The following is a 24,808-nucleotide window of genomic DNA, read 5'->3' as shown; positions in this document are numbered from 1 at the left end:
GCATGGCTGCTGGTCGATATGTCGCACATCTCCGGCCTCGTCGCTGGCGGTGCGCACCCCTCGCCCTTTCCGCACGCGCACGTCGTCACCACCACCACGCACAAGTCGCTGCGCGGCCCACGTTCTGGCGTGATCCTCACCAATGACGAAGATCTGGCCAAGAAGTTCAACATGGCGGTCTTCCCCGGTATGCAGGGTGGCCCGCTGGTTCACGTCATCGCCGCCAAGGCTGTGGCTTTCGGTGAAGCGCTGCGCCCAGAATTCAAGGCTTATGCCCACCAGATCGTCGCCAATGCCAAGGCGCTGGCCGAAAGCCTCAAGGACGCAGGCCTCGGCATCGTTTCGGGGGGCACCGACAACCACCTGATGCTGGTTGACCTGTCGGCCAAGGATGTAACTGGCAAGGCCGCTGAAAAGGGCCTCGATCGCGCATGGCTCACCTGCAACAAGAACGGCGTTCCTTTTGACAAGCGCTCGCCCTTCGTCACCTCGGGCATTCGCCTCGGTACGCCCGCAGGGACCACGCGCGGCTTCCGCGAGGATGAATTCCGCATGATCGGTGGATTGATCGCCGAAGTGGTCGATGGCCTTGCGCGTAACGGTGAAGAAGGCGATGGTCAGGTTGAACAGCGCGTTCGTGACCGTGTCGCGGAATTGTGCGCCAAGTTCCCGATCTACCCGGAGCTATAAAGCCATGAACGACCAGGACGATCTCGCCACCCGCGCCAAGGAGGAAGTCTCCGGTATGGCAAAGCAGGGCCTTGCCCATCCCTCGACCAAGCCGGTCCTTACCGGTGCGGCCATCGGGGCTGTGGCAGGCGCGCTCCTCCCGGTCGTTTCGCTTCCGCTCGGCCTTGCTGTCGGCGCGGGCTTCGCGTTCTGGCAGCGGATCAAGCGCTGAACTGATGCGGTGTCCGTTCTGTGCTCACGATAACAGTCAGGTAAAAGACAGCCGGCCGAGCGAGGATAACACCTCGATCCGCCGGCGCCGCCAGTGCGAAGGCTGCGGCGCGCGGTTCACCACGTTCGAACGCGTGCAACTGCGCGAAGTCGTCGTGGCGAAAAGCGGAGAGCGCCGCGAACCGTTTGATCGGTCAAAGATCGAACAGTCCGTCTCACTTGCCTGCCGCAAACGCCCCGTGGCGCAGGAGCGGCTCGACCAGTTGGTATCGGGCATTCAGCGCCAGATCGAAACGATGGGCGATGCCGAAGTGCCGTCCAAAGCCATCGGCGAAATGGTCATGGAAGGCCTGCGCCAGCTCGACAGCGTCGCCTATATCCGCTTCGCCAGCGTCTATCGCGATTTCACCGAGGCGCGTGATTTCGAAGAATTCGCCAGCAGCGTCCAGGAAGTCGGCGTGCGCGAGGCTGGCCAACAGTGACCGTTCCCGCATTTTCCGCACACCATCCGGTGATCGTACTGGTGCGCCCGCAACTGGGCGAAAACATCGGCAAGGCGGCCCGCGCCATGCTGAACTTCGGGCTTGCCGAATTGCGCCTCGTCTCGCCGCGCGATGGCTGGCCCAATCCTTCCGCAGGCCCTGCCGCTGCCGGGGCCGATGTCGTGCTGGAACACGCGCAGGTGTTCGAAACGCTGGCCGATGCCGTCAGCGATTGCTCCCACGTCTACGCCACTACCGTGCGCAAACGCGGGGTGACAAAGCCAGTCCTGACGCCCGAACAGGCCGCACAGGATATCGTCCGCGCACAAGGTCGCTGCGCCATCATCTTCGGCCCGGAACGCTCCGGGCTTGAAACGGACGACGTGGCCTTGGCCCGCGCAATCATCACCGTGCCGATCAACCCGGAATTCGGCTCGCTCAATCTGGCGCAGGCGGTGATCCTGTGTGCCTACGAATGGTCAAAGCAGACCGATGGGCAAGCCGATCTGGTACAGCCCACCATCGAAGAGGTACTGCCCCCTGCCCCGCAGGAGGAATTCGAAGGCATGTTCGAACAGTTCTGCGCGCTGCTGGAACCGCGCGGCTATTTCAACCCACCCAGTCGCGCCACCTCCACCCGGCGCACCTTGCGCAGCATGATGACCAAGCCGGGCTGGAACCACCTCGAACTGCGCACTTTTCGCGGCGTCCTCAGCGTTCTGCGCCGCAAGCCGGGATCAAAGCCGGGCGATCCGCTCGAATAGCGCGTCTTGGCCTTGACATCAGCCCGCAACTCTGTTCTTGGCCGCGCTTCGCAATTGGCCTCGCACTCCCGGTGAAGCGGTGGCCGCATCCGAACTTTGATTTGGATGGTGCGGTTCCGGGACTAGAAGCATCGGCACGTGGCTGGTGCATTGCAAATTGAAAGGCAGCGCATGTCCAAGCGCAAGGCATCTAAGTACAAAATTGACCGTCGTCTCGGTGAGAACATCTGGGGTCGTCCCAAGTCTTCGGTGAACCGCCGTTCGTATGGCCCCGGCCAGCACGGCCAGCGCCGCAAGAGCAAGGTTTCGGACTTCGGCATCCAGCTCCGCGCCAAGCAGAAGCTCAAGGGCTACTACGGCGATGTGACCGAAAAGCAGTTCAAGCGCACCTATCAGGAAGCGTCGAAGATGAAGGGCGATACCGGTCAGAACCTGATCGGCCTGCTCGAACAGCGCCTCGACATGGTCGTGTACCGCGCCAAGTTCGCGCCGACCGTGTTCTCGGCCCGCCAGATCGTTTCGCACGGCCACATCTATGTGAACGGCGTGAAGTGCAACATCGCATCGCGTCGCGTTCGCCCTGGCGATGTGATCAGCCTCGGCAAGAAAGCCAAGGAAATGGCTCTCATCGCTGAAGCGCAGACCCTGCCAGAGCGTGAAGTTCCCGATTATGTCGCCACCGAAGCCGACAAGGCCACCTTCACCCGCGTTCCGACGCTGGACGAAGTGCCTTATCCGGTGAAGATGGAACCGAATCTGGTCGTCGAATTCTATTCGCGCTGATCGGTTTCCCAGCATCGAAACAAGCAAAGAGGCGGGGCGCAAGCTCCGCCTTTTTCACGTTTGGAAACAGTGCGTTATTTTGCATTTCACCAGCAGGATTTGCGCCGTGTCGTGGAACTGAAACGCGGCTTGGCCATTGGCAAGGCATGACGCAATATCGCTTCGTTACCCCGCACCGCACTGGCAAATGGTACCCCGATCTCCTCACGGCGCAGCAACAGGCCTTTGCCATCGGCGCGGGCTTTTATGACCAGCGCAGCTGCCTGTTCTATCCCTACAAAGATACGCGGCTGGAAATTGATGACACGCTTGTAAACGGACCGCATGAGGGCATTGCGGCGTAATCAATCACTCTTACGTCACCCTGAACTCGTTTCAGGGTCCATTTTTCGGCCGAGAACCTTGGCCTGATCGGCAAAATGGATCCTGAAACGAGTTCAGGATGACGGTAATTTACGTCGGAAACTTAACGCGCGAAGTAGTCCCGCCGGAAATCCGCCGCAAATGCCGCAAAGCGCCCCTCGCCGATCGCCGCACGCATCCCGGCCATAAGCTGCTGGTAGAACCACAGGTTATGCTCAGTCAGCAGCATAGCCCCCAGCATCTCGCCAGACTTGTGCAGGTGGTGCAGATAGGCCCGGCTGTATTTGCCGCACGTTGGACAAGGGCAGCGCTCGCTCAGTGGCCCGGTATCCTCGGCATGGCGGGCGTTACGCATGTTCAGCGGCCCGTTCCACGTAAACGCCTGCCCATTGCGGCCGGACCGCGTCGGCAGCACGCAGTCGAACATATCAACCCCGCGCTCCACCGCGCCCACCAGATCATCAGGCTTGCCCACGCCCATCAGGTAGCGCGGGCGGTCTGCGGGCAGTTGCTGCGGCGCAAAGTCCAGCGTGGCAAACATTGCCTCCTGCCCCTCACCCACGGCCAGCCCGCCAATGGCATAGCCATCAAAGCCCACATCGATCAGCGCGTCAGCACTCGTCCTGCGCAGGCCCTCATCCAGAGCGCCCTGCTGGATGCCAAACAGCGCCGAACTCTCCGCATGTTCGCCACCCGCGTCAAACGCATCACGGCTGCGCCGCGCCCAGCGCATCGACATTTCCATCGACTTGGCAATCACATCGCGCGGTTGATCGGCACGCGGGCACTCGTCAAAGCACATCACAATGTCCGACCCCAGCAACCGCTGGATCTCCATCGACCGCTCCGGGCTCAGCAGATGCCGCGACCCGTCGAGGTGGCTGGCAAAGGTCACGCCCTCCTCGGTAATCTTGCGCAAATCCGAAAGGCTCATCACCTGGTAACCACCGCTGTCGGTCAGGATGGGCCGGTCCCAGCCACCGAACTTGTGCAGGCCCCCAAGCCGCGCCACCCGCTCCGCACCGGGGCGCAGCATCAAATGGTAGGTGTTGCCCAGAATGATGTCCGCGCCACTTGCGCGCACATCTTCCATCTTCATCGCCTTGACCGTCGCCGCAGTGCCCACGGGCATGAACGCAGGCGTGCGGATGTCCCCACGCTTCATGCGGATCGTACCCGTCCGGGCCTTGCCGTCGGTGGCGTGAATATCGAAGGCAAAGCGGGTCATCGTGCGGATTCTCGGCCAAAAAGAGTGTTGCAGGCCTTAGGCGCAATCGCCATGACGCGCAAATGCCCCATCTATTACTGATCGACCCCGTTGCGCTCGACCTCTGGCTTTATCCTGCGCTGACGCTGGTCGCGGTGTTTTCGGGCTTCATCGATGCAGTGGCGGGCGGTGGCGGACTGGTGATGATGCCGGTCCTGCTCTCCACTCCAATGCCTCCGCATGTCGTGCTTGGCACCAACAAGATCCAGTCGATGTGCGGCACTTCCATGGCTGCTTGGCGCTACCATAAGGCTGGCCTGTTCAGCTTCCGCAAAAGCGCGCCAACGGCAGCTGTGGTGTTTGTCGGGGCAATGGCAGGATCGCTTGCGATCCAAAGACTTAGCGCCGACATCCTCAAGCTCGTCGTCCCCATCCTGCTGATCGCCGTCGCGCTCTACACCGTGCTGTCACGCGGCATGACCGACGAAGATCGCCACGCCCACCTCTCCGAACGCGGCTACATGCCGGTCGGCGGGGGCGTTGCGTTCTATGACGGCTTTTTCGGGCCGGGCGCGGGGCAGTTCTTTGCGACAACGCTTGTCGGTTTGCGCGGACTGGGGCTGACGCGGGCTACGGGGCTGACCAAATTCCTCAACGCTACCAGCAACATCGCCAGCGTGATCGTGTTCACGATTGGCGGGCAGGCGATGTGGGTGTTGGGTTTGTGCATGGGGATCGGCGCGATGACGGGGGCGTGGATCGGGTCACACTACGCCACGAAGTTTGGCGCGAAAGTGATCCGACCGCTGCTGGTCGTTGTGAGCATCGGACTGACAGTTCGACTCATCTGGGGGTGGTTTGCTACGCCTTAGGTGCATTTAGGTGCATTTAGGTGCACTTCAGGAATCGTAAGGGCACTCGGCGGGCGGCTCGTCCGTTTTCGCGCGCTCCTTGCGCACCAAAAGCCGCTCTGGACGCCGCTCCTGCGCCACTTTGAACAGTTGCGAGGTCTGGTTGACGTAGTTTGCCACCGAGCTTGCGCCCTGGATATGCTCCACCAGTTCAGGCGTCCGCTCCGCCTCGAACATGCGCAAAGGCCGCGTGGGATCGTGCGCTTCGAAGCGCGCATAGAACCACGGCTCACCCCGCTTGAGCACCAGTTCCTTCTTCGTGTCGTACCATTCAAATGCCCACATCATCGGGCGCTGCCAAATGTGGATCGGAAGCCGCCCACCGATCACCGAACCCGGCCAGGGATCGGGGCGGTAGGCGAGGAATGGGGGCATCTGCGTCATCCACACCGGTTCATCGCTGAGGAAGATGTAGGGTGTGATGATCTGGATGACGGGCCTTTCCGGGTGCCGCCACTCCTTTTCAGAAACCATCGCCATCATCGCGTTCAAGTGCTTGTTGCGGATGGAAGATTTATCCCCATCAGCATTGACCAGCACCGGTGCCCCCTTTTCGTTGCGTGCAAAGCGAAGGCGCAGGTCTATTGGACACGTGACTTCAAACAACCGCGCTTCGTAATCGATCACGCCGGGGCAATAGTTGACGGACTTCGCATGGCGCGGCGGCGGATCCCCCCGGCGCACGCGGCGTGGTTCGGCCCAGATGAAGCGGGCCTTGTCAGTATCAAGCAACCAGCCAACATCGACCGCGCGGGCAGCGGACGGACCGGAGCCCGCCCTCTTCCCAGCACTGTCATCGGCCTTCATTTCACCCTTGCCCGAAAGCCAGTTCTTCAAACGTCCCAGCACATCAACTCCGGCGTGGCGTACATATCCAGTTCCCCCTTAGAGGACGAATTCGGACCCAAGGAAAGTAGTCAATCCATCAACCTGGAACTGGAAGTCCGCCGTGCCATCGCCATCGACATCGCCGTAGACAATCGAGTTCGCACCGATGGCGTCGTAGCGAAGCTCACCCGCTGCGCCGCTGAAGGCAGCCGTGCCGATGAAGGCGAAGGCCTGATTGCCGCCAACGAGACTGTTTGCGTCGATCTTGTCGAGGCGAATGCGATCATTTTCGGCAAGTGAGAAATCGGCGATGCGATCAAGCGGACCACTACCGAAATCACCAAGTTCAGTGAACACGAACCAGTCTGCGCCTGCCCCGCCAGAAAGCACATCTGCCCCTGCACCACCGATCAGGCGGTCGTTGCCATCAAGACCCGATAGCGTGTCATCACCATCTCCACCATTGAGCGCATTTCCCTCGTCGTTACCGGTGCCAGTGAAGTTGCCCGTGCCAACGAAGAAAAGGTTCTCGGCATTAGCCGTCAGCGTATAGCTGGAAAGCGTCACGCTCACCGTATCAGTGCCTTCGCCCGAAGCCTCGACCACCAAATCGCCTGCATCATCGACGAAGTAGCGGTCGTTGCCAAGGCCACCCGTCATGCGGTCAGCCCCCGTTCCACCGTCCATGCCGTCATTGCCTGCACCTCCAGTGAGGACATCGTTGCCTGCCTGACCAGACAGGCTGTCGTCTCCATCGCCACCATCAAGCGTATCGTTGCCATTCCCGCCATCAAGCCGGTCAATGCCATTGCCTCCAAAGAGCCGGTCGTTGCCTTCTTCACCGTACAGGGTGTCGTTGTTGTTGCCACCTTCGATAGTGTCATTCTGGTCACCACCACGGATGAGATCGTCACCGTCGTTGCCGAAGATCCGGTCTGCGCCTTCACGACCAAAGAGGCGATCCACCCCACTGCTACCGTTGATGAGGTTGTTCAATGCGTTTCCTGTGCCGATCAGACCTCCGGTCAACAAAATGAGGTTCTCCAAGGTGTCTGCCAGTGCATAACTGATCGACGCCTCCACAGTGTCGACACCGCTGCCGCCGGTTTCGTCCACCACGTCGCCGAGATTGTCGACAACATAGATGTCGTTGCCATGGCCACCGATCATCGTATCGACACCAGCACCGCCATCGAGGCGGTTTCCGGCATTGTTGCCAACCAGTACGTTGGCAAGGTCATTGCCGGTCAAATGGACATTGGCTGAACCGGTAACAGCCTCGATCCGTTCTACTTCCATGCCTGCCGCCAGAGTCCAGCTTTTTGCAGCGATGACCCTGTCATTGCCTTCGCCGATCAGTTCGACCACTGCGTCGTCGCTTTGGTCGATGTAGTAGGTATCATCACCGGCGCTGCCGACCAATGTATCGGCACCAAAGCCACCGTCGAGTGTATCGTTGCCCACATCACCCTGGATCAGATTAGCCTTGTAATTGCCTGTACCGTTGAAATTACCAGCCCCAACGAACACGAGATTTTCGACTGCATTCGACAAGACGTAAGTATTGAGAACGGTCTGCACCGTATCCATGTCACCTGCGCTGTCAGCAATCTGATCACCCAAATTATCGACGACATAAGTATCATTGCCGCTGCCGCCATACATCAGGTCAGCACCCACCCCACCATCGAGGAGGTTGTCTGCGCTGTTGCCGTAGAGTGCGTTGTCCAGATCGTTGCCGGTCGCCTCGATGGCTCCCGCCGCACCTTCAACCAGATAGAGGTTTTCGACATTGGCCGCGAGGGTGTGGTTGATCGTGGCATAGACGGAGTCCGTGCCTTCATCGACCGCTTCGGTGACCACATCGCCAGCATTGTCGACAAAGTACCGGTCGTTGCCGCCAAGGCCGATGAGCGTATCAGCCCCTAGTCCGCCGTCCAGCGTATCGTTCTGATCACCGCCCGTGATCTGGTTATCGAGATCGTTACCGGTGCCGGTAAAGTTCCCGAAATCGCGGGTGTAAACGAGGTTCTCCACGTTCGCCGCTGCCGCCAGCGAGTAAGTGGCGAGCTCGGATTCAATGGTATCTGTGCCCTCATCGACACCTTCGACCACGGTATCATCGGCATTGCTCACACGGTAAACATCGTCGCCCGTGCCGCCGGCCATCAGATCGTTGCCGTCACCACCATCAAGCAGGTCGTTGTCGGCCCCGCCATAGAGGCTGTCATTCCCGGCATCGCCATAGAGCGTATCGTCACCTTCGTTGCCCGACAGCGTATCATTACCGCCAAAGCCACGCGCAACGTTATCGGCGGCGTTGCCGTTGTAGACGTCTGCGTTTTCGGTGCCATCGAAGTTGTCACCCACTTCGCCCGGTGTGAGCACGAAGAGCTGATCCGAGAACTGGATGGCTTCGACGCCGACCAGATAATCCTGACCGAAGTCCCCGTTTTCAGGGAAGTTATCGACCACGATGTAGCCGCCAACGCCATCGTAGGTGACGGTGAACTGTGAGCGCAGACCGGCGATGTGGAACACATCGTTGCCGGTACCACCATTGACGGTCTGGTTCCCGGTGCTGCCAGTGATGCTGTCATCCCCGGCACCTGCATCGACCACGTCAGCCCCGCTGCCGGTGTTGATCGTATCGTTGCCACTGCCGCCGAAGATCATGTCATCGCCATTGCTGCCGTTGATCACGTCATCGTCATCACCACCATCGAGCGTGCCCGACCCGTTGATCAGGTCTTCGCCGGAGCCTCCGTAAAGCGCGCCGCTGCCCGAAAGGGTATCGTCGCCCTGTTCGCCGTAGAGCGTGCCAGTGCCGGTAATGCTGTCATTGCCGATACCTCCCAACAGCATGTTGGTGCCTTCGCTATCGACGATCACGTCATTGCCATCGCCGCCGGTGATCGAGTCATTGCCATGTTCACCGCGCAGATCATCGTTGCCCGCGCCGCCGAAGAGGGCGTCATCGTTGTTACCGCCACGGATCACGTCGGCGTCATCGCCACCGAAGAGCGTGTCAGCGCCGAAGCCGCCGAAGATTTCGTCAAGTCCGGCCCCGCCTTCAATGAAGTCATCGCCATCCTCGCCGAAGAGCTGATCATCGCCTGCACCGCCATCGACGGTGTCGTTGCCTGTGCCAGCCATGACCACGTCATTGCCTTCGCCAGACTGGACGTTGTCGTTGCCTTCGAAGCTATCGATGCGATCGTTGCCCGCGCCGCTGTCGATGGTGTCGTTGCCCGCGCCGGTATCGAGGATGTCGTCCCCAACGGTCACACGTGCCTCGAACGGTGTTGCGACGAGCACGGTTTCATCCACCAAAGAGGCGGAAAGATCGGTGACACGGCCTGCGCCGAGCGTCGCAAAAGTGAGGACGTCAGCGTTGAAGCTGTATTCCTCGATGCCCTGGACAAGGTCGTCACCACCGTTGCCGCGATTGTCGACAATGCGCATACCGTCATTGTCCTGTGCCACGGTAAAGGTGCTGCGCGCTGCGCCGTAGGACACACGATCGATGTCACTCGGTTCGCCTGTATCGAGGATCACGTCATCGCCGTCGCCGGTAACATAGCTGTCGCTGCCGACGCCACCGTAGAGGTTCTGGCTGCCCGCGCCTCCGGTCAGGCTATCATCGCCAAGGCCGCCGTACAGATCGCCGGTCCCGGTAATGGAGTCATTGCCCTCAGACCCATCCAGCACATTGGCACCGGACGTATCGATCAGGATGTCATCGCCAGCACCGCCGACAAGCGTATCATCCCCGGCCCCGCCGTAGAGCGTGTCGTTGCCGGACATGCCCAGCAGATAGTCATCGTCAGCGCCGCCATCGAGCAAATCGTTGCCGTCACCGCCCAGCAGAAGGTCGTTCTGAGTGCCACCATAGAGGTTGTCGTCTTCCGTGCCGCCGTAGAGCGCATCTTCGCCCTGCCCGCCATAGAGCGTGTCGGTGCCAGTGCCGCCGGTAACTTCATCATCGCCATCGTTGCCGCTGAGAACGTCAGCTCCGGCATCGCCATAGATCGAATCCGCCTCGGTGCCGCCATTGATCGTGTCGTTGCCATCGCCGCCATAGAGCGTATCGCTGCCCGCGAGGCCTTCGATGAGGTCATTGCCGCCATTGCCGCGGACGAAATCATCGCCCGACCCAAGATTGATCAGCGGCGGGTTGGGGGCGCTGTGATCGTTGATCACATCATCGCCTTCGGTGCCGTTCACTTCCACGCCATAATTCGGCGAGGTGACATAGTCGGCATCAAGGAAGCGGACATCGTAGATGCCGTAGAGCGTATCGACGCCATCGGGCGAACCCGGACGGTTATCGGTTACGATGGTTTTCCCGTCGATGGTGACGATCGTGTAGTCGTTGCGGTTGCCGTAGTAGTAAACGACGTCGGGGTTTTCTTCGGTCTGTCCGCCGCCGTAGATCTTGTCGTCTCCGCCACCGCCGTAGAAGGAATCGCCGCCAGCGCCGCCGCTCAGGCGGTCATGCCCCTGACCGCCGTAGAGCGTATCGTTGCCATCATCACCGCTTAGGCTGTCTGTGCCCAAGCCACCATAGAGCGTGTCGTTTCCGGCATTGCCGCTGAAAGTACCATCGCCATCGTTGTATGCCCAAGGCGCGATAAGGTCATCGCCGTCGCCGCCTTCAGCAAGTGTGGTGCCTTCGGCGATGATGCTGTCATTGCCTGCGCCGCCATAGATTTCGAAGCCACCCTGAAGCTGGTCATCGCCATCATCGCCGAACACGCGACCGTAGCCACGGATCGCGTCATTGCCGGTGCCTCCGTAAAGGTCACCATTGCCGTTGAGGCTGTCGTTGCCCTGACCGCCGTAGAGCACGCCCGTGCCGGAAATGGTATCATCTCCATCGTCGCCGGACAGGACGTTGTTGCCTTCGCTGTCGATCAGAACATCGTTTTCGGCGCCGCCAGACAGGATGTCGTCCCCTACGCCGCCAGAGATGAAGTCGTTGCCATCCTCACCTTCAAGAGTGTCGTTTCCTTCGCCGCCGATGATCTGGTCAAGACCAGCGCCGCCCTGGATCAGGTCGTTGCCAGCTTCGCCAAGCAGGACGTCGTTGCCAGCCTCACCGCTGATCGTATCATCGCCAAGGCCACCATAGACGTGGTCGTTCCCTGCTCCGGCAAGGACACTGTCATTGCCATCAAGCGCCAAGATCACATCGTCCTGCGTGGTGCCTGACAGGCTGTCATCGGCAGCAGTGCCGGTGATGGTCAATCCGGCGTCGCCTTCGCCAATGGTCATATCGGTGAAGGCCAGTTGTTCGACGCCGGTCAGCGTGTCGGTGCCTTCGGAGGTGAAGTTGGCGATGACGTTCAGAACGCCTTCGGCATTGCGGACCACGGTATAGCGGTCGCGCCGTTCGGCATAGGCGGCGGTGTCAGTATCATCACCACCGTCGATCGTATCGTCACCATTGTGTGCGAACGGATCGGTGCCGTTGCCGACAACCGCACCCACGCCATAGACCACCTGATCGCCGCGAATGGTATCGTTGCCACTCCCACCGTAGAACGTCTGGCTGCCGTCGGCCGAGATTTCATAGAGGGTCGCGCCGCGCAGGTAATCGTTTCCGGCATCGCCGTAGCCGGTGGCTCCTGCGTAGACCATGATGGTATCGTCACCATCATCGCCATGCAGTTCGCCGCTGCCCTTGACGCTGTCATTGCCATCGTCGCCATGGGTCAGCGCGGTGACGGACAGGATCGTATCATCGCCCGCCCCGCCCGATGCGAGCGCGCCTGCGGCATAGATCGTATCGTTGTCGGCCCCGCCATAGATCGAGCCTTCGGCGTAGTTGTAGAAGTTGCCAATGCGGTCAGCCCCGGCATCGCCATAGACGTCGCCATCGGCCTGAATGATGTCGTTGCCATCATTGCCGTGGACGATGTTCAGGCCGTTCTCGTCATAGATCTGGTCATCGCCGCCATCGCCGGAGATCTGATCAGCGCCCTGACCGCCGTAGATGATGTCGTTGTCCGCCCCGCCTGAGACGATGTCAGACCCCGCGCCCGCATAGATGTGGTCGATGCCTTCATCGCCGCGCAGATCATCGTTGCCCGAACCGCCATCAAGCACATCATTGCCGAGGCCTGCGACGAGGAGGTCGTTGCCATCATCGCCGAACAGGCGGTCGTTGCCGGCAAACCCGGTGACCGTGTCATCGCCGCTGTCACCGATGAGGATGTCGTCGAACGGCGTGCCGGTGATGGTCAGGCCGAAGTTGGGATCGGTGGGATAGGGGTTGGCGAGTTCATCATCGTTGAAGACGAAGAGTTCGACACCATAGAGCGTGTCGGTGCCGAGCGGCGAGCCGGAACGCAGGTCGACCACGGTGACTGTGCCATCGCCATTGCCGGTGATGCGGAAGGTGGCGCTGAGGTATTCGAACTGGCCTGCGCCGAGATCGGTGAAGGTATATTCGCCGATGTTCGCTGCGTAGTAGGCCTTGTCATAGCCCGATCCGCCATAGATCTGATCGTCATGCTCGGCCCCGGTGAGGTCGTCATCACCCGCGCCGCCGACGATGATGTCTGCGCCGAAGCCGCCATTGATCGCATCGTCACCGCTGCCGCCATAGAGCGTTTCGCTGCCCGAGCTGTAGTAGTAGCCGGTCCAGCCGCGGATTGTGTCGTTGCCATCGCCGCCATAAGCGACCGAATAAGTGGTTGCGATGGTGTCGTTGCCCTCGCCGCCATCAAGCTCGCCCGTGCCGGTAAGGGTATCGTCACCTGCATCGCCGAAGAGCTGGCCGTCGCCGATGATGGTGTCATTGTCGTCACCGCCGCGAACCACGCCGTAGCCGGTGATGATGTCCGCGCCAGCTCCGCCTTCAATGAGGTTGGTGCCCTCGGTGTCGGTGATGCGGTCAGCACCTTCACCGCCATAGATCGCGTCATCGCCCGCGTTACCGAAGAGCTGATCGTCGCCAGCGCCGCCATCGATGGTGTCGTTACCATCGTCGCCATGCACGATGTCATAGCCGCCGCCGCTGGAGATAACGTCGTCTCCACCGCCGCCGTAGACGACATCGTTACCGATACCGCCGAAGTCGGCGATCACGCCGGGGACGTTGCTGCCGTCTGCTTCGATGCGGTCAGCGCCTTCGCCGCCGAAGATGCGGTCGTTGCCGGAACCGGTCTCGATCTGGTCATCGCCACCTTCGCCGTGGACAATATCGTCGAATTGGGTGCCGCTGATCAGGTTGGCATCGGCATCGCCGCCGAGCGTGAGGCCGGTGTTGCCATCGGTGACCTGGAAATCGACATCGGTGAAGCGCAAGGTTTCAACGTCAGTAACGTCGTCCTGCCCTTCGTTGCCGTGGTTGTCGACCACGGTATAGCCGCCTGCGCCGTTCTGCGTGACGGTGAAGTCTCCGCGAGTGCGGGCATAGACTGCCACGTCATCGTTGGCACCGCCATCGATGGTGTCGTTGCCTGCACCGCCGGTGATGAGGTCTTCGCCGGCACCGCCGCTGAGCGCATTGTCGCCGGATACCGAGCTTGCCGAGATCGTGTCGTCACCGTCATCGCCGAAGGCGGTGTCGCTGCCGTAGATGATTGAAATGGCATCGTCGCCCGCGCCACCGTAGTAGGTGGCATCGCCTTCATGCAGCAGCGATTGACCGAAGCTGTCATTGCCGTCGCCACCATAGGCCGTGGACGATCCAAAGGGCGTCAGCGCATCGTTCCCGGCATCGCCATAAAGCACGCCTGTGCCGCTTACGGAATCGTCGCCATCGCCGCCGCGCATTTCACCGGTACCGGTGACAGAATCGTTGCCGCCATCGCCGTAGCCGGTGCCGGTCACATTGACACTGTCAGCGCCAAGACCGCCGTAGATGGTGCCAGACCCTGCCAGCACGTCTGCACCGGCATCGCCGTGGATCAGGTTGGTGCCTTCAAAGTCGGTGATCGTGTCGTTATTGTTGCCGCCATAGAGCGTATCGTCATGCAGGCCGCCGCTGATGACATCGTCTTCCTCGCCGCCATAGATCGTGTCGAGGCCCGATCCGCCGTAGAGGTCGTCATCACCTTCTTCACCATGCAGTGTGTCGTTGCCGGTGTTGCCATAGAGCACATCGGGGCCACCCTGACCGAACAGCGTATCGTTGCCGCCACCGCCATTGATCTGGTCGAAGCCGGGGCCAGCATAGATCGTGTCATCGCCCATCAGGTCATAGTCGGTGACCGGGTTCGAGATATCGAAGCCAGGCTCACCGCCCGGAATGATCGCGCCGGGCTGCACATAGAGCGGCGTGCCGGGGATGCTGTCATCCGCGCTCGATCCGTACCAGGTGTAGCCTGCGAAGGTTGCCAGCGGCAGTTCCTGATCGTCGAAGACCAGCACTTCGACACCCTGCAACGTGTCCGTGCCTGCCGGTGATCCGGGACGGTCGTCGGTGACGGTGAAAGTGCCATCGCCATTGTCGGTAACGGTGAAATCGGCGCGATTGCCGAAATAGCGGGCGGAATCATAGCCCGTGCCGCCTTGCAGCGCGTCGTCCCCAGCCTCGCCATTCAGCTCGTCGTCACCAGCATCACCAGAGAGCAGGTCGTTGCCGGTCCCGCCGCGCATGGTATCCACGCCATCGCCGCCATAGAGCGACTGCGCGCCATTGCCGCCGCGCACATCGTCGTTACCGGCATCACCATAGCCTGTGCCGCCATCGGCACTGACGGTCACAACGTCGGCATCATCACCGCCATAGAGCGTGCCCGAACCGGATAGCGTGTCGCGGCCTGAGTCGCCGTAGTAATCGCCTGCGCCATTAGCCTGGATCGTGTCGTCGCCCTCGTCACCGTGGACCGTGCCTCCGGCTACGGAGATGTAATCGTCACCTTCTCCGCCGCTGACCGTGGAGGTGCCGAGAGAGTCGACAATCGTGTCGTTGCCATCACCGCCAAAGAGCGCGTCATTGCCCTGCCCGCCCTGGAGATTGTCCGGGCCGGTGCCGCCATAGACGGTGTCATCGCCCGATCCGGCATAGATTGTATCTGCACCACCAAGGCCGGAGATCGTGTCGTTCGACGCGGTGCCATAGAACACTTCGCCTGCCGACGTGCCTTCAAGTGTGACGCCTTCGCCGCCCGGCGAGAAGTTGGGCTCAAAGCTGTCGAGTGTGAAATCGCCGACTGAAACGTTCAGCATCCGAACCAGCGCCACGGCTTCACCCGCGCCTGCTGCATCGCGATCGAACATCAGCAGCACGTCCGAACCATCCTGCACCAGCGCAAGATGCCCGGTGAGGAACGGATTTTCACCCGAAGTATAGCCGATGGACTGGCTGAGGATCGAATGAAGATAGAGCGTATCGCCGCCCGGACCGGTCGTGAAATCGGTGATGACATCGGTCATCCCGCCAGCACGCCAGAGCAACTGATAGCTGTCGGAACCCGTGCCGCCCGTCATTTGCGATCCGGTGTCACCATATCCGACCTGCTGGAAGGTATCGTTGCCTTCACCGCCATCGATCAGGTTGGCACCATCGATGTCGATGAGGGTATCGTTGCCGATGCCGCCGTAAAGCTCATCATTGCCGCCAACACCTGTCAGGTAGTCGGCACCGTTTCCGCCATAGAGTTTGTCATCGCCGAGTTGACCATAGAGGCCATCGCTACCGTCATTGCCAAAGATGGTGTCGTTGCTGGGCGTGCCATAAAGTGAATTGCTCATCGGCCCATCGTTGATCGTGATCCCCGCACCATCGGGGCCGAACTGGGGCGAGAAGTTTGCATAGTTGAGTGTTGCTGCATCGACATTCTGCAGCCGAAGAACGGATTCCCAGATCGTACCGGTTCCATCGGCGCTGTATTGCAACACGGTGTCGAGACCGTCCTGCAACAAACGCATGTAGCCGGTCACGAACGGATTGACCGCGCTGGAATAGCCAACTGAGTTGACGGTGGAAACATTGATTACATCACCACCGACGCCAGCGGCAAAATCGGTAACGACGTCGGCGGGACGACCGGAGACCCACGAAATGTGGTACGTATCGCTACCTGTTCCGCCGGTCAGTGCATCAACCTGTGTGCTGCCGCCGACGTAGTAGAACTGATCTTCGCCTTCGCCGCCATCGATCGTATTGGCGCCGAACAGGTCTACGAAACTATCGTTGCCAATGCCGCCGAACAAGCTGTCGTCACCAGCACCGCCATCAAGCGTATCGTTGCCGTCTTCACCACGCAGAATATCGGTGCCTACACCACCATAGATCGCATCCGAACCTTCGCGCCCCTCGATGGTATCGTTGCTGATAGTGCCGATGAGCGTTTCGCCCCCGGCCGTGCCGATGATGGTTGCACCTGTACCGTCAGGGCCGAATTGCGGGGCAAAATTGTCATAGGAAAAATCGCCGGCATTGGTGGCCGCAAGCCGCAGAACGTCCTGCCAATCATCGCCAATACCATCTGCGTTGAATTGCAGAAGCGTGTCCGCGCCATCCTGCTGAAGCCGCAGGAAACCGCGCAGGAAGGGGTTATCCCCGCCCAGATAGACGCCGCCGACATAATTGATGTCGATGATGTCACCCCCAACGCCCGTGGCGAAATCTGTCACCACATCCAGCGCGCTGGAAGCCGACCAGCTCAGGGCATAGCTATCGCGACCGCTGCCGCCGGTGAAGGTATCGACATCAGTGCCCAGGCCCACCGAAGCGAACTGATCGTCGCCATCGCCGCCATCGAAGGTGTTGCTCCCTTCCGTATCGGCAAGGTAGTCATTGCCAGCGCCGCCGAACAGCGCATCATTTCCTGCGCCGCCATAGACATAGTCATTACCCTCGCCGCCGTAGACTTCGTCATCGCCTGCTTCGCCAAAGACGGAGTCCGCCCCTGCATCGCCAAACGCAAAGTCGTTGCCACGGCCTGCATAGATACCATCGTTCTCGGTACCGCCATCGAGCAGGTCGCTGCCCGACCCGCCGTAGAGGGAATCCGCACCAGCACCGCCGTAGATGGCATCATCGCCTGACGTTCCGGTCAGCGTGCTGCTATCTGGCCCATCAATGATCTCGATACCCGATCCGTCAGGTGCGTGCTGGGGCGCGAAGTTCTCACGCGTAAGGTCTTCGGGCGCAACGCCTTCAAGCACCAGCACGGTTTGCCAGCTGTCAGCGCCGCCATTGACATCGACCTGAACCAGCGTCGCAGTCAGCTCCTCGTTCGAGACCAGCCGCATGAAGCCTGCAACAAAGGGGTTGTCTGCGGAAAGTCCGCTCATCGAGGCGAGGACCAGCGAGATGTCCAGCACATCGCCGCCTGCGCCGGGCGCAAAATCGGTCACGGTATCGGCGGTGTGCGATGCGCTGACGTAGTATATCTGGTAGGTATCACGTCCGGCTCCGCCGGTCAGCGTATCGGCAGCTCCATCATCATGGCTGACCTGAAGGAAGGTATCGTCACCCGCATCGCCCAGGAACGTTGCGCCAGCGCCTGCGATGACCAGCGTATCGTTGCCTTCGCCGCCCTCCACGTGCGATCCTGCGCTGCCGGAAAGATAATCATCACCGGCTCCGCCATAGACTTCATCGTTCGGCCCTGAACCGCTGTAGATCGTATCATTGCCATCGCCGCCGGACAGAATATCCGAGCCGGCGCCTCCGTCGATGTAGTCGTTTTCGGTGCCGCCATCGATGGTGTCATCATCAACGCCGCCATAAAGCGAGTCAGCCCCAGCGCCGCCGGTGATGATGTCATCACCGCCTTCGCCGGAAATGGTGTCGTTGCCCGCATCGCCAGCAAGCGTATCATCGCCAAGGCCGCCGTTGATGGTGTCTGCCCCGTCGCCGCCAAAGACGGTATCGTTGCCGGCCAGCGCATTGATCGTGTCATCGCCGCCATTGCCGCTGATTGTATCATCGTCAGCCGTGCCGCTGAGATTGCTGGCATCATCGCTATCGTTGATCGTCACGCCATCAACGCCAGTGGGCGAGAAAGCCTGCACGATATTGTCGCGCACCAGAGTGGTCGGATCGAGGTTTTCCAGACGCAGCACGGTGTTCCAGCCATCCGCACTGCCATCAGGATCGATCTGAAGCAGCGTGTCGGCTCCATCGGCGACAAAGCGCAAATGGCCACTGCCGAAGGGATTGGTGCCGCCAGCGTAGTTGCTCAACGAAGCGATAAGGTATGCGATATCAAGCAGATCGCCGCCGGTTCCACCTGTGAAATCCGTGATAACGTCGACGGTATAGGACGCGTTGAAATAGTATGGCCGGTACGTGTCACGCCCGTCGCCGCCGGTGAAGCGATCAGCCGTGCCGCCGCCAAGCGTGAGCCAGGTGAAGAAGTCATCGCCCGCGCCACCATCGGCTGTGCCGCCACCGGCGCCGCTCAGGTAGAGTTCGTCCGCACCATCGCCGCCGTAGAGCGCGCCCTGGGTGTTTTCGAGGCGGTCATTGCCCTCTCCGCCATAGAGCAGGTCTGCGGCCTGGCCACCGCCATAGATGGAATCCGCCCCTTCGCCGCCGTAAACGGTGTCGTCACCGGACTCTGCAAAGATCGTGTCATTGCCGCCATTGGCAGTGATAGCATCGTTGCCGGAGCCGCCATAAATCGTATCGTCACCGTCGCTTCCGGTGAGACCGTCATCGCCCGTGCCGCCAACAATCACCCCGCCATCGCTATCTGCGCCGAGATCGATGGTGTCGTTTCCACCGTCCCCGTAAAGGGTGTCGTAGCCAGCGCCGCCAGCGATCTGGTCATTGTCGTCACCGCCATAGACCGTATCGTTGCCGCTGCCTGCGTCGATGATGTCAGTCGCTGCGCCGCCGTAGATCAGGTCATCACCGCCGTTGCCGGTGATCGTATCGGGATCGGGCGTGCCGGTGAGCGTGTTGGCTTCTTCGTCGCCGATGAGGATGAGGCCCGCGCCATCGGGCGAGAAACCTTGGGTGAAGTTGTCGCGGGTCAAAGCTTCGGGTGCAACGCCCTGGAGACGCAAGATGGTGAAGAAATTGCTGCTGGCACCTTCGGCGCCATCCTGATCGTACTGGACGAGCGTATCTGCCCCGTCAGCAACAAGGCGGATGTGCCCAGTGACAAAGGGATTGCGGTTCGAAGGCAGATTGGAGAACGAGACAGCTGAGAAGTCCAGCAAATCGCCGCCCGGACCAGTCTGAAAATCGGTGACGGTATCAACCGCATAACTCGTGGAGAGATAGGTGAAGACGTAAGTGTCGCGACCTTCGCCGCCGGTCACCGTGGTGAAGCCTGCGCCCGCACTGATGTCGCGGATCTGATCATCGCCCGCCCCGCCATCGACGGTATCGGTTCCGTAATCGGCCCCGCCATAGCTCAGATAGATGACGTCATTGCCGCCGCCGCCATAGACTTCGTCATTACCGCCGCCGCCGTAGTAGTTTTCAAGCGTATCGGCCCCATCGCCGCCACGCACCACGTCGTCGCCTTCACCGCCGCGAATGTCGTCGGCAGATGAGCCGCCATCGATAGTGTCGTTGCCCGCGTCGCCGTAGAGGTACCCGGTATCGTCGCCACCGACGATCGTGTCAGCGCCCGATCCACCGTAGACCGTATCAACGCCTGCACCTGCGTCGATCTGGTCGGCACCGCCCGCGCCATAGATCGCATCATTGCCACCATTGCCGAGGATCGTGTCGCCATCGTTGGTGCCGCTGAGTGTGTTGCCGTTTTCATCATCGTTGATGACGATGCCAAGGCCATCGGGCGACCAGTTCTGGGCCAGATTTGCACGAGTCAGATTCGTGGCGTCAACGCCTTCGAGGCGCATGAGCGTGACCCAGTTGCCCGTAGCGCTGGCATCATACTCGAACAGGGTATCGGGGCCGTCCTGCACAAAACGCAGGTAGCCGTTGGTGAACGGGCTTTCGTCGCCCGTAAGGCCGCTGAACGAAAGCGCGCCGAAATCGATGCGGTCCCCTCCATCGCCCGCAATGAAATCGGTTACGACATCAGTGCTGGAGCCGCTGCCGGGATTGCCGACATGATAGGTGTCAATCCCTTCACCGCCGGTCAGCGTGGCAATACCGGGGCCGACGCCCACCTGCATGAACGTATCTTCGCCCGCGCCACCATCGACCTGATCGGTGCCGCTGTCGTAGGACGTGCTGGAAGCATAAGCGCGCAGCACGATGGTATCGTCACCCTCACCGCCTTCGACCACATCGCTGCCACTGTCTCCGCCACCGTAGTAGGCGTGATCAAGGTAGATCGTGTCGTTGCCTGCTCCACCGTAGATGGTGTCACCGTCATCCGAGCTTCCGCCGGAATTGGAACCGCCGATCAGCGTATCATCGCCATCGCCGCCGGTTAGGGTATCACTGCCAGCCCCGCCTTCGACATAGTCGCCCGCGGCTCCTGCATCGATCTGGTCGTCACCGCCTTCGCCGTAGATCTCGTCATAAGCTTCGCTGCCGGTGACCGTATCAGCGCCTTCACCGCCGAAAACGGTTGCGCCATCAGGCCCTGTCAGGACAGTATCGTCACCGCTGCCAGCATAGAGAGCGTCATACCCAGCGCCGCCATCGATCTGGTCGGGGCCATTGCCGCCATAGATCGTGTCATTGCCACCCAGGCCGCTGATCGTGTCACCCGCCGCGCCGCCATAGAGTTCGTCGGCGTCTTCGGTTCCGACGACGTTCAGCGATTCATCAGCAGCCGGATCGAATCCACCGAAGTTCTCCGGCACGAAATCATCGACCAGCGTGTTCTGGAACCGGACCAGTTCGATGAAGTCATGCTCTGTACCATCTGCGCCATCGTAGTCCCCCAGAATGACCGCATCATCACCCTGCTGCTCCAGGCGAAGGTGCCCGGTTGCGAAGGGGTTTGATCCGTATTCATAGTTCGGCGCGTAGCCAAAGTTGGTAAGATCGAAAGTGTCGCCTTCAGGGCCGGTGGCAAAATCGGTGACCACAACGACACCGGGCGCATTCGAAAAATCGAAACCGCGGTAGTGATAGGTGTCCGCGCCCTCTCCGCCCGTATAGGTGCGGGATTCCGCAGAATAGCCTACGTAGTCAAAGGTGTCGTTGCCATCGCCGCCATCGACGATGCCGCTGCCACCGTAGGTCTGGATGTTGTCGTCGCCAGCCCCCCCATAGACATCCACCGGGCCACCGTTGATCTGGATGTTGTCGTCACCATCGCCACCAAGCACAGTGCCTGAGGCCGGGATCTCCACATCAATGGCCGCAGCAAAGGCCGAGAACGATGCCTCGGAGCCACCATCTCCATTGTATGGCGCGTAGTAGTTGATGTCGTCATTTCCGGCCCCACCATCGACCGTCGACACGCCATTCTCTGCCGAGAGATAGTCGTTGCCATCGCCCCCATAGAGCGCGTTATTGCCGTTGTAATCGTAAAGGCTGTCGTCGCCCACTCCACCGTATAGCGTATCATCGCCCTGTCCGCCGTAGAGCGAATCGCGGCCGGTGCCACCGTAGAGCGTGTCATTGCCATCTCCGCCGTCGAGATAGTCGTTGCCGTCGCCGTTGGTTGGCAGACCGATGACCACGCCATCGCGGATCTGGAATGCCCAAACACCGGGCTGGCCAATGTTGCCTTCGTTGACATGCAGTCCGCTGCTAATGGGCAACGAATAGGTTGTACCGCCAAGCTGGACATAAGGATTGCCGATGGAGAAGCCTTGGGCTTCATATCGCAGGACAATGTCGAATTCGCCACCACCAAGCGCTGTGATCTGCGCTTGCGCTGCCACTGGCACAGTGCCGAACGAATAGCGCCCGACATCGTCCCATGTAACTGTGATCGTGCTGTTTTCACTGTCGAAATCGTACCAGACAAGATTGCTGCCGGTGCTGTTGCCACCAGGGCTGGCGGACATCCCGGTGGAGCGGGTATCAAGATCGGCAGGAACAAGGTAAATCGTCAGCCCGTCGAAGCTCACCGAGCCATTGTTGCTCAGCGAGAAGCCGCTGAGCGTGTTCCCTTCAACAACCCAGTCCGTTGCGTCGAACTCTGCAGGAAAGTCGAGGAAGAAGCTGCCGTCGTCGTTCCGCCCTACGGTCTCTTCGCCAAAGCCGGCGGTGCCGCCAAGACCGTTGACCAACGCATTGCTCAGCGTGCCGAAATACCCTCCAAGATCGGCGGGCAAGGGCGAGACATAGACGCCCTCGTCGCCCCCATGGATGGTATCGTTGCCAAGACCGCCATAGAGGTTGTCATTGCCGAGACCACCTTCGATGAAGTCCGAAGCGTTCCCGCCGTCTGCATAATCGTCGCCCGCCAGCGCTTCGATCGTGTCTGGCCCAAAGCCACCGTAAAGCGAATCGCTCCCCTCTGTACCAGTGAGCGTCTGCGGTTCACCAACCAGCGGGAAGCCAAGGTCGATATTCGCACCTGTCAGGCTTTCAGCATCAAGGTTCTGCAAACGCACAAGGTCGAGATAGCCATACAAACGAATGATGGTGTCGGCCCCGTCCTGCACCGCTTGCAAAGTGCCGTTCTCGAAAGGGTTGCTGTCGCTGTAGATATATCCCTGCTCCAGCAAGCGAGCGAGGCCGAGCACATCTTCATTCACATCAAAATCGGTAATTATATCAACGGATTCATTGTCGTTGTTGTTGTATTCGAGGTAGTAGATGTCAGCGCCCGCACCGCCGGTCATGATGTCAACCTGGCCATCACGGAAATCGCCACGGTCATTTTCATTGCGATAGTTTGCTGCACTGTCATCACCAACGATGCTTGCTGGCTTGTTCACCCGCAGCTCAAGATTTGACAACGGGCTATCGCCAAACACGTCGTTGCCATCGCCCCCGAACAACTGGTCGGCCCCTTCGCCACCATCGATCAGATCATCGCCCGCATCACCGTTCAGAACATCATCGCCCCAGCCGCCAGAGATACGATCAGCGCCGCCTCCGCCGCTGATCGCGTCGGTTTCACCCGTTCCGAACAGGTAGTCGTCATCTTCACCGCCGTTCGAAGAGGTCGAGAACCCCGTCCCGTTGCGGGCAAGTGGTGGGCTGAGATTGCCGATCTGCCAGTCGTTCAGATCGACATTGGTCAGCTGCAGCACTGTCTGCCACTCGGACGCACTGCCATTGTAATCGACCTGCAGCAGCACATCGGCACCATCCTGGACCAGTTGCATGTGTCCGGTCTGGAAGGGATTGGTGCCGTAGGTGTAGTTCCCCAGACCGCCATTGCGAAGGAACTCGTGCAGATCGATCGTATCGATCCCATCGCCAGTATCCACGGTCTGGAAGCCATTGATGACATCGACCGTACCGCTGAGGTAGGAATTCAGCACAAAACGGTCGTATCCCGCGCCACCTTCCATCGTATCGGCATGATCGTTGCCAATGATCTGGACGAAGGAATCATGACCTTCACCGCCAAAGAAACTGGCAGCGCCTTGGTTGTTGCTGCGCAAGGTATCGTGCCCGGCATCGCCAAAGACCTGTGAGCCTTCTGACGAAACCTCGATGTAGTCATTGCCCTCACCGCCATAGAGCGTGTCAGGCCCGGTCCCGGTATAGTCATAAGCAGTAATGACATCGTCACCTGCACCGCCAAAGACAGTGTCTTCGCCAATGCCGGTCTCAATCAGGTCATTGCCTTCCCCGCCCGAAAGCGTGTCGTTGCCGTCACCGCCATCGATGCGGTCCCCCTGTGCTTCCTGAAGGTTGCCGAAGATGTCTACGCTGGCTTCAACGCTTCCGTCCGACCCGGTAATCTGATCGTTGCCATCGCCGCCATAGATTTCATCAAGGCCGCCGCCGCCAAAAATGGCATCATCGCCGTTGCCGCCATAGAGGTATTCACGATCGACGCTAACGTAACCGTTTTCATCGGTGAACACGTTGGTCGTGGCAGACCCTGTGAGCGAATCATTGCCATCCCCGCCATCAATCGAGCCGGTGCCGCTAGCCGCTGCTGCCGTTACGTTGTCATCGCCATCGCCGGCGCTGATCTGGAAGTATTCCGTGGCAGTCGTTTCGATCACGTTGTTCAGGCTGTTGCCGTCTGCGGTCTGGTACGCAGAGACTTCGAATGTCAGGTTTTCGACATTCTCTGACAGGCCAAAATAGTTCCCTTCAGGAAACGCGGAGGTAACAACAACAGTGTCCGTGCCTTCGCCTTCCTGTTCGATCACCACATCGTTCGGGCTGTCGACCCGGTAGACATCATCACCGGAACCGCCGCTCATCTGATCGTCGCCCGGGCCGCCATCAAGCAGGTCATTGCCGCCAAGCCCGTTAAGCTCGTCGTTGCCTTCCAACCCTTCGATCAGTTCGGCAGCTTCAGTGCCGTTCAAGATGTCATCGTTGTTGGTGCCCAGAACGTCCATGACCAGATCTCCATTCCATTGCGGCGGAAGATCAGCATGGTTGCCAGTTGGTTGCCTGAAGTGCTGCGCGGAGCGCGGATTGATGTCCGCGCGATTGCCTCTGTGCGAGAGTCAGCACCCGTTGAACGACTGGCAACCCGACTGGCTCTCTTATGCAGAACGTTAACCATGTCCTGCCCGCCTTACGTATCAATCCATATTCGAGCGATCTCGCACCTGCAAGCGACCAAAATCACA

9 protein-coding genes and 1 pseudogene are annotated in these 24,808 nt (G+C 60.2%); 7 read left to right on the top strand and 3 right to left on the bottom strand.

What is annotated here, in order from left to right; genetic code table 11:
* From glyA to B7X90_RS03280, 6 genes and pseudogenes are all read left to right on the top strand, one after another.
* Positions 1 to 690: pseudogene (glyA, locus tag B7X90_RS03305) on the top strand (serine hydroxymethyltransferase); the annotation flags it as partial.
* Positions 691 to 694: 4 nt separating this feature from the next.
* Positions 695 to 901, top strand: a complete 207-nt coding sequence (locus tag B7X90_RS03300) for a hypothetical protein (protein WP_292621636.1) — start codon at positions 695 to 697, stop codon at positions 899 to 901.
* A 4-nt stretch (positions 902 to 905) separates the two neighbouring features.
* Entirely contained in the window at positions 906 to 1,382 is a 477-nt protein-coding gene (nrdR, locus tag B7X90_RS03295; RefSeq protein WP_292621634.1) for a transcriptional regulator NrdR, read from the top strand.
* Positions 1,379 to 2,146, top strand: a complete 768-nt coding sequence (locus tag B7X90_RS03290; protein WP_292621633.1) for an RNA methyltransferase — start codon at positions 1,379 to 1,381, stop codon at positions 2,144 to 2,146. Before nrdR ends, B7X90_RS03290 begins: the two co-directional genes overlap by 4 nt.
* Before the next feature lie 171 nt (positions 2,147 to 2,317).
* Entirely contained in the window at positions 2,318 to 2,929 is a 612-nt protein-coding gene (gene rpsD, locus B7X90_RS03285; protein WP_292621631.1) for a 30S ribosomal protein S4, read from the top strand.
* Positions 2,930 to 3,075: 146 nt separating this feature from the next.
* Positions 3,076 to 3,273, top strand: a complete 198-nt coding sequence (locus B7X90_RS03280) for a hypothetical protein (RefSeq protein WP_292621629.1) — start codon at positions 3,076 to 3,078, stop codon at positions 3,271 to 3,273.
* A 122-nt stretch (positions 3,274 to 3,395) separates the two neighbouring features.
* On the opposite strand, the gene tgt is transcribed toward B7X90_RS03280, so the two are convergent.
* Positions 3,396 to 4,520: a tRNA guanosine(34) transglycosylase Tgt gene (gene tgt, locus B7X90_RS03275; protein WP_292621627.1), complete on the bottom strand. Its 1,125-nt coding sequence runs from the start codon at positions 4,518 to 4,520 to the stop codon at positions 3,396 to 3,398.
* 62 nt (positions 4,521 to 4,582) lie between these two features.
* Here tgt and B7X90_RS03270 point away from each other — a divergent pair, with 62 nt between their 5' ends.
* Complete coding sequence (locus B7X90_RS03270) at positions 4,583 to 5,371, top strand: TSUP family transporter (protein ID WP_292621625.1); 789 nt, start codon at positions 4,583 to 4,585, stop codon at positions 5,369 to 5,371.
* A 27-nt stretch (positions 5,372 to 5,398) separates the two neighbouring features.
* On the opposite strand, the gene B7X90_RS03265 is transcribed toward B7X90_RS03270, so the two are convergent.
* On the bottom strand, positions 5,399 to 6,259 hold the full coding sequence (locus tag B7X90_RS03265) for a hypothetical protein (protein ID WP_292621623.1): 861 nt from the start codon (positions 6,257 to 6,259) through the stop codon (positions 5,399 to 5,401).
* A 36-nt stretch (positions 6,260 to 6,295) separates the two neighbouring features.
* Entirely contained in the window at positions 6,296 to 24,571 is an 18,276-nt protein-coding gene (locus B7X90_RS03260; protein ID WP_292621622.1) for a type I secretion C-terminal target domain-containing protein, read from the bottom strand.
* Positions 24,572 to 24,808: the final 237 nt, after the last annotated feature.

It is taken from the genome of Novosphingobium sp. 17-62-19 (assembly GCF_002256775.1).
Taxonomy (GTDB): Bacteria; Pseudomonadota; Alphaproteobacteria; order Sphingomonadales; family Sphingomonadaceae; genus Novosphingobium.
Note: the sequence above shows the minus strand (reverse complement) of the source record. Positions and strands in the feature narration are given on the sequence as shown.

Bases quoted from the DNA above. Each gene is read 5' to 3' on its own strand.
- B7X90_RS03300 (WP_292621636.1), top strand. From the start codon at position 695: ATGAACGACCAGGACGATCTCGCCACCCGCGCCAAGGAGGAAGTCTCC.
- nrdR (WP_292621634.1), top strand. From the start codon at position 906: ATGCGGTGTCCGTTCTGTGCTCACGATAACAGTCAGGTAAAAGACAGC.
- rpsD (WP_292621631.1), top strand. From the start codon at position 2,318: ATGTCCAAGCGCAAGGCATCTAAGTACAAAATTGACCGTCGTCTCGGT.
- B7X90_RS03280 (WP_292621629.1), top strand. From the start codon at position 3,076: ATGACGCAATATCGCTTCGTTACCCCGCACCGCACTGGCAAATGGTAC.
- tgt (WP_292621627.1), bottom strand. From the start codon at position 4,520: ATGACCCGCTTTGCCTTCGATATTCACGCCACCGACGGCAAGGCCCGG.
- B7X90_RS03270 (WP_292621625.1), top strand. From the start codon at position 4,583: ATGCCCCATCTATTACTGATCGACCCCGTTGCGCTCGACCTCTGGCTT.
- B7X90_RS03260 (WP_292621622.1), bottom strand. From the start codon at position 24,571: ATGGACGTTCTGGGCACCAACAACGATGACATCTTGAACGGCACTGAA.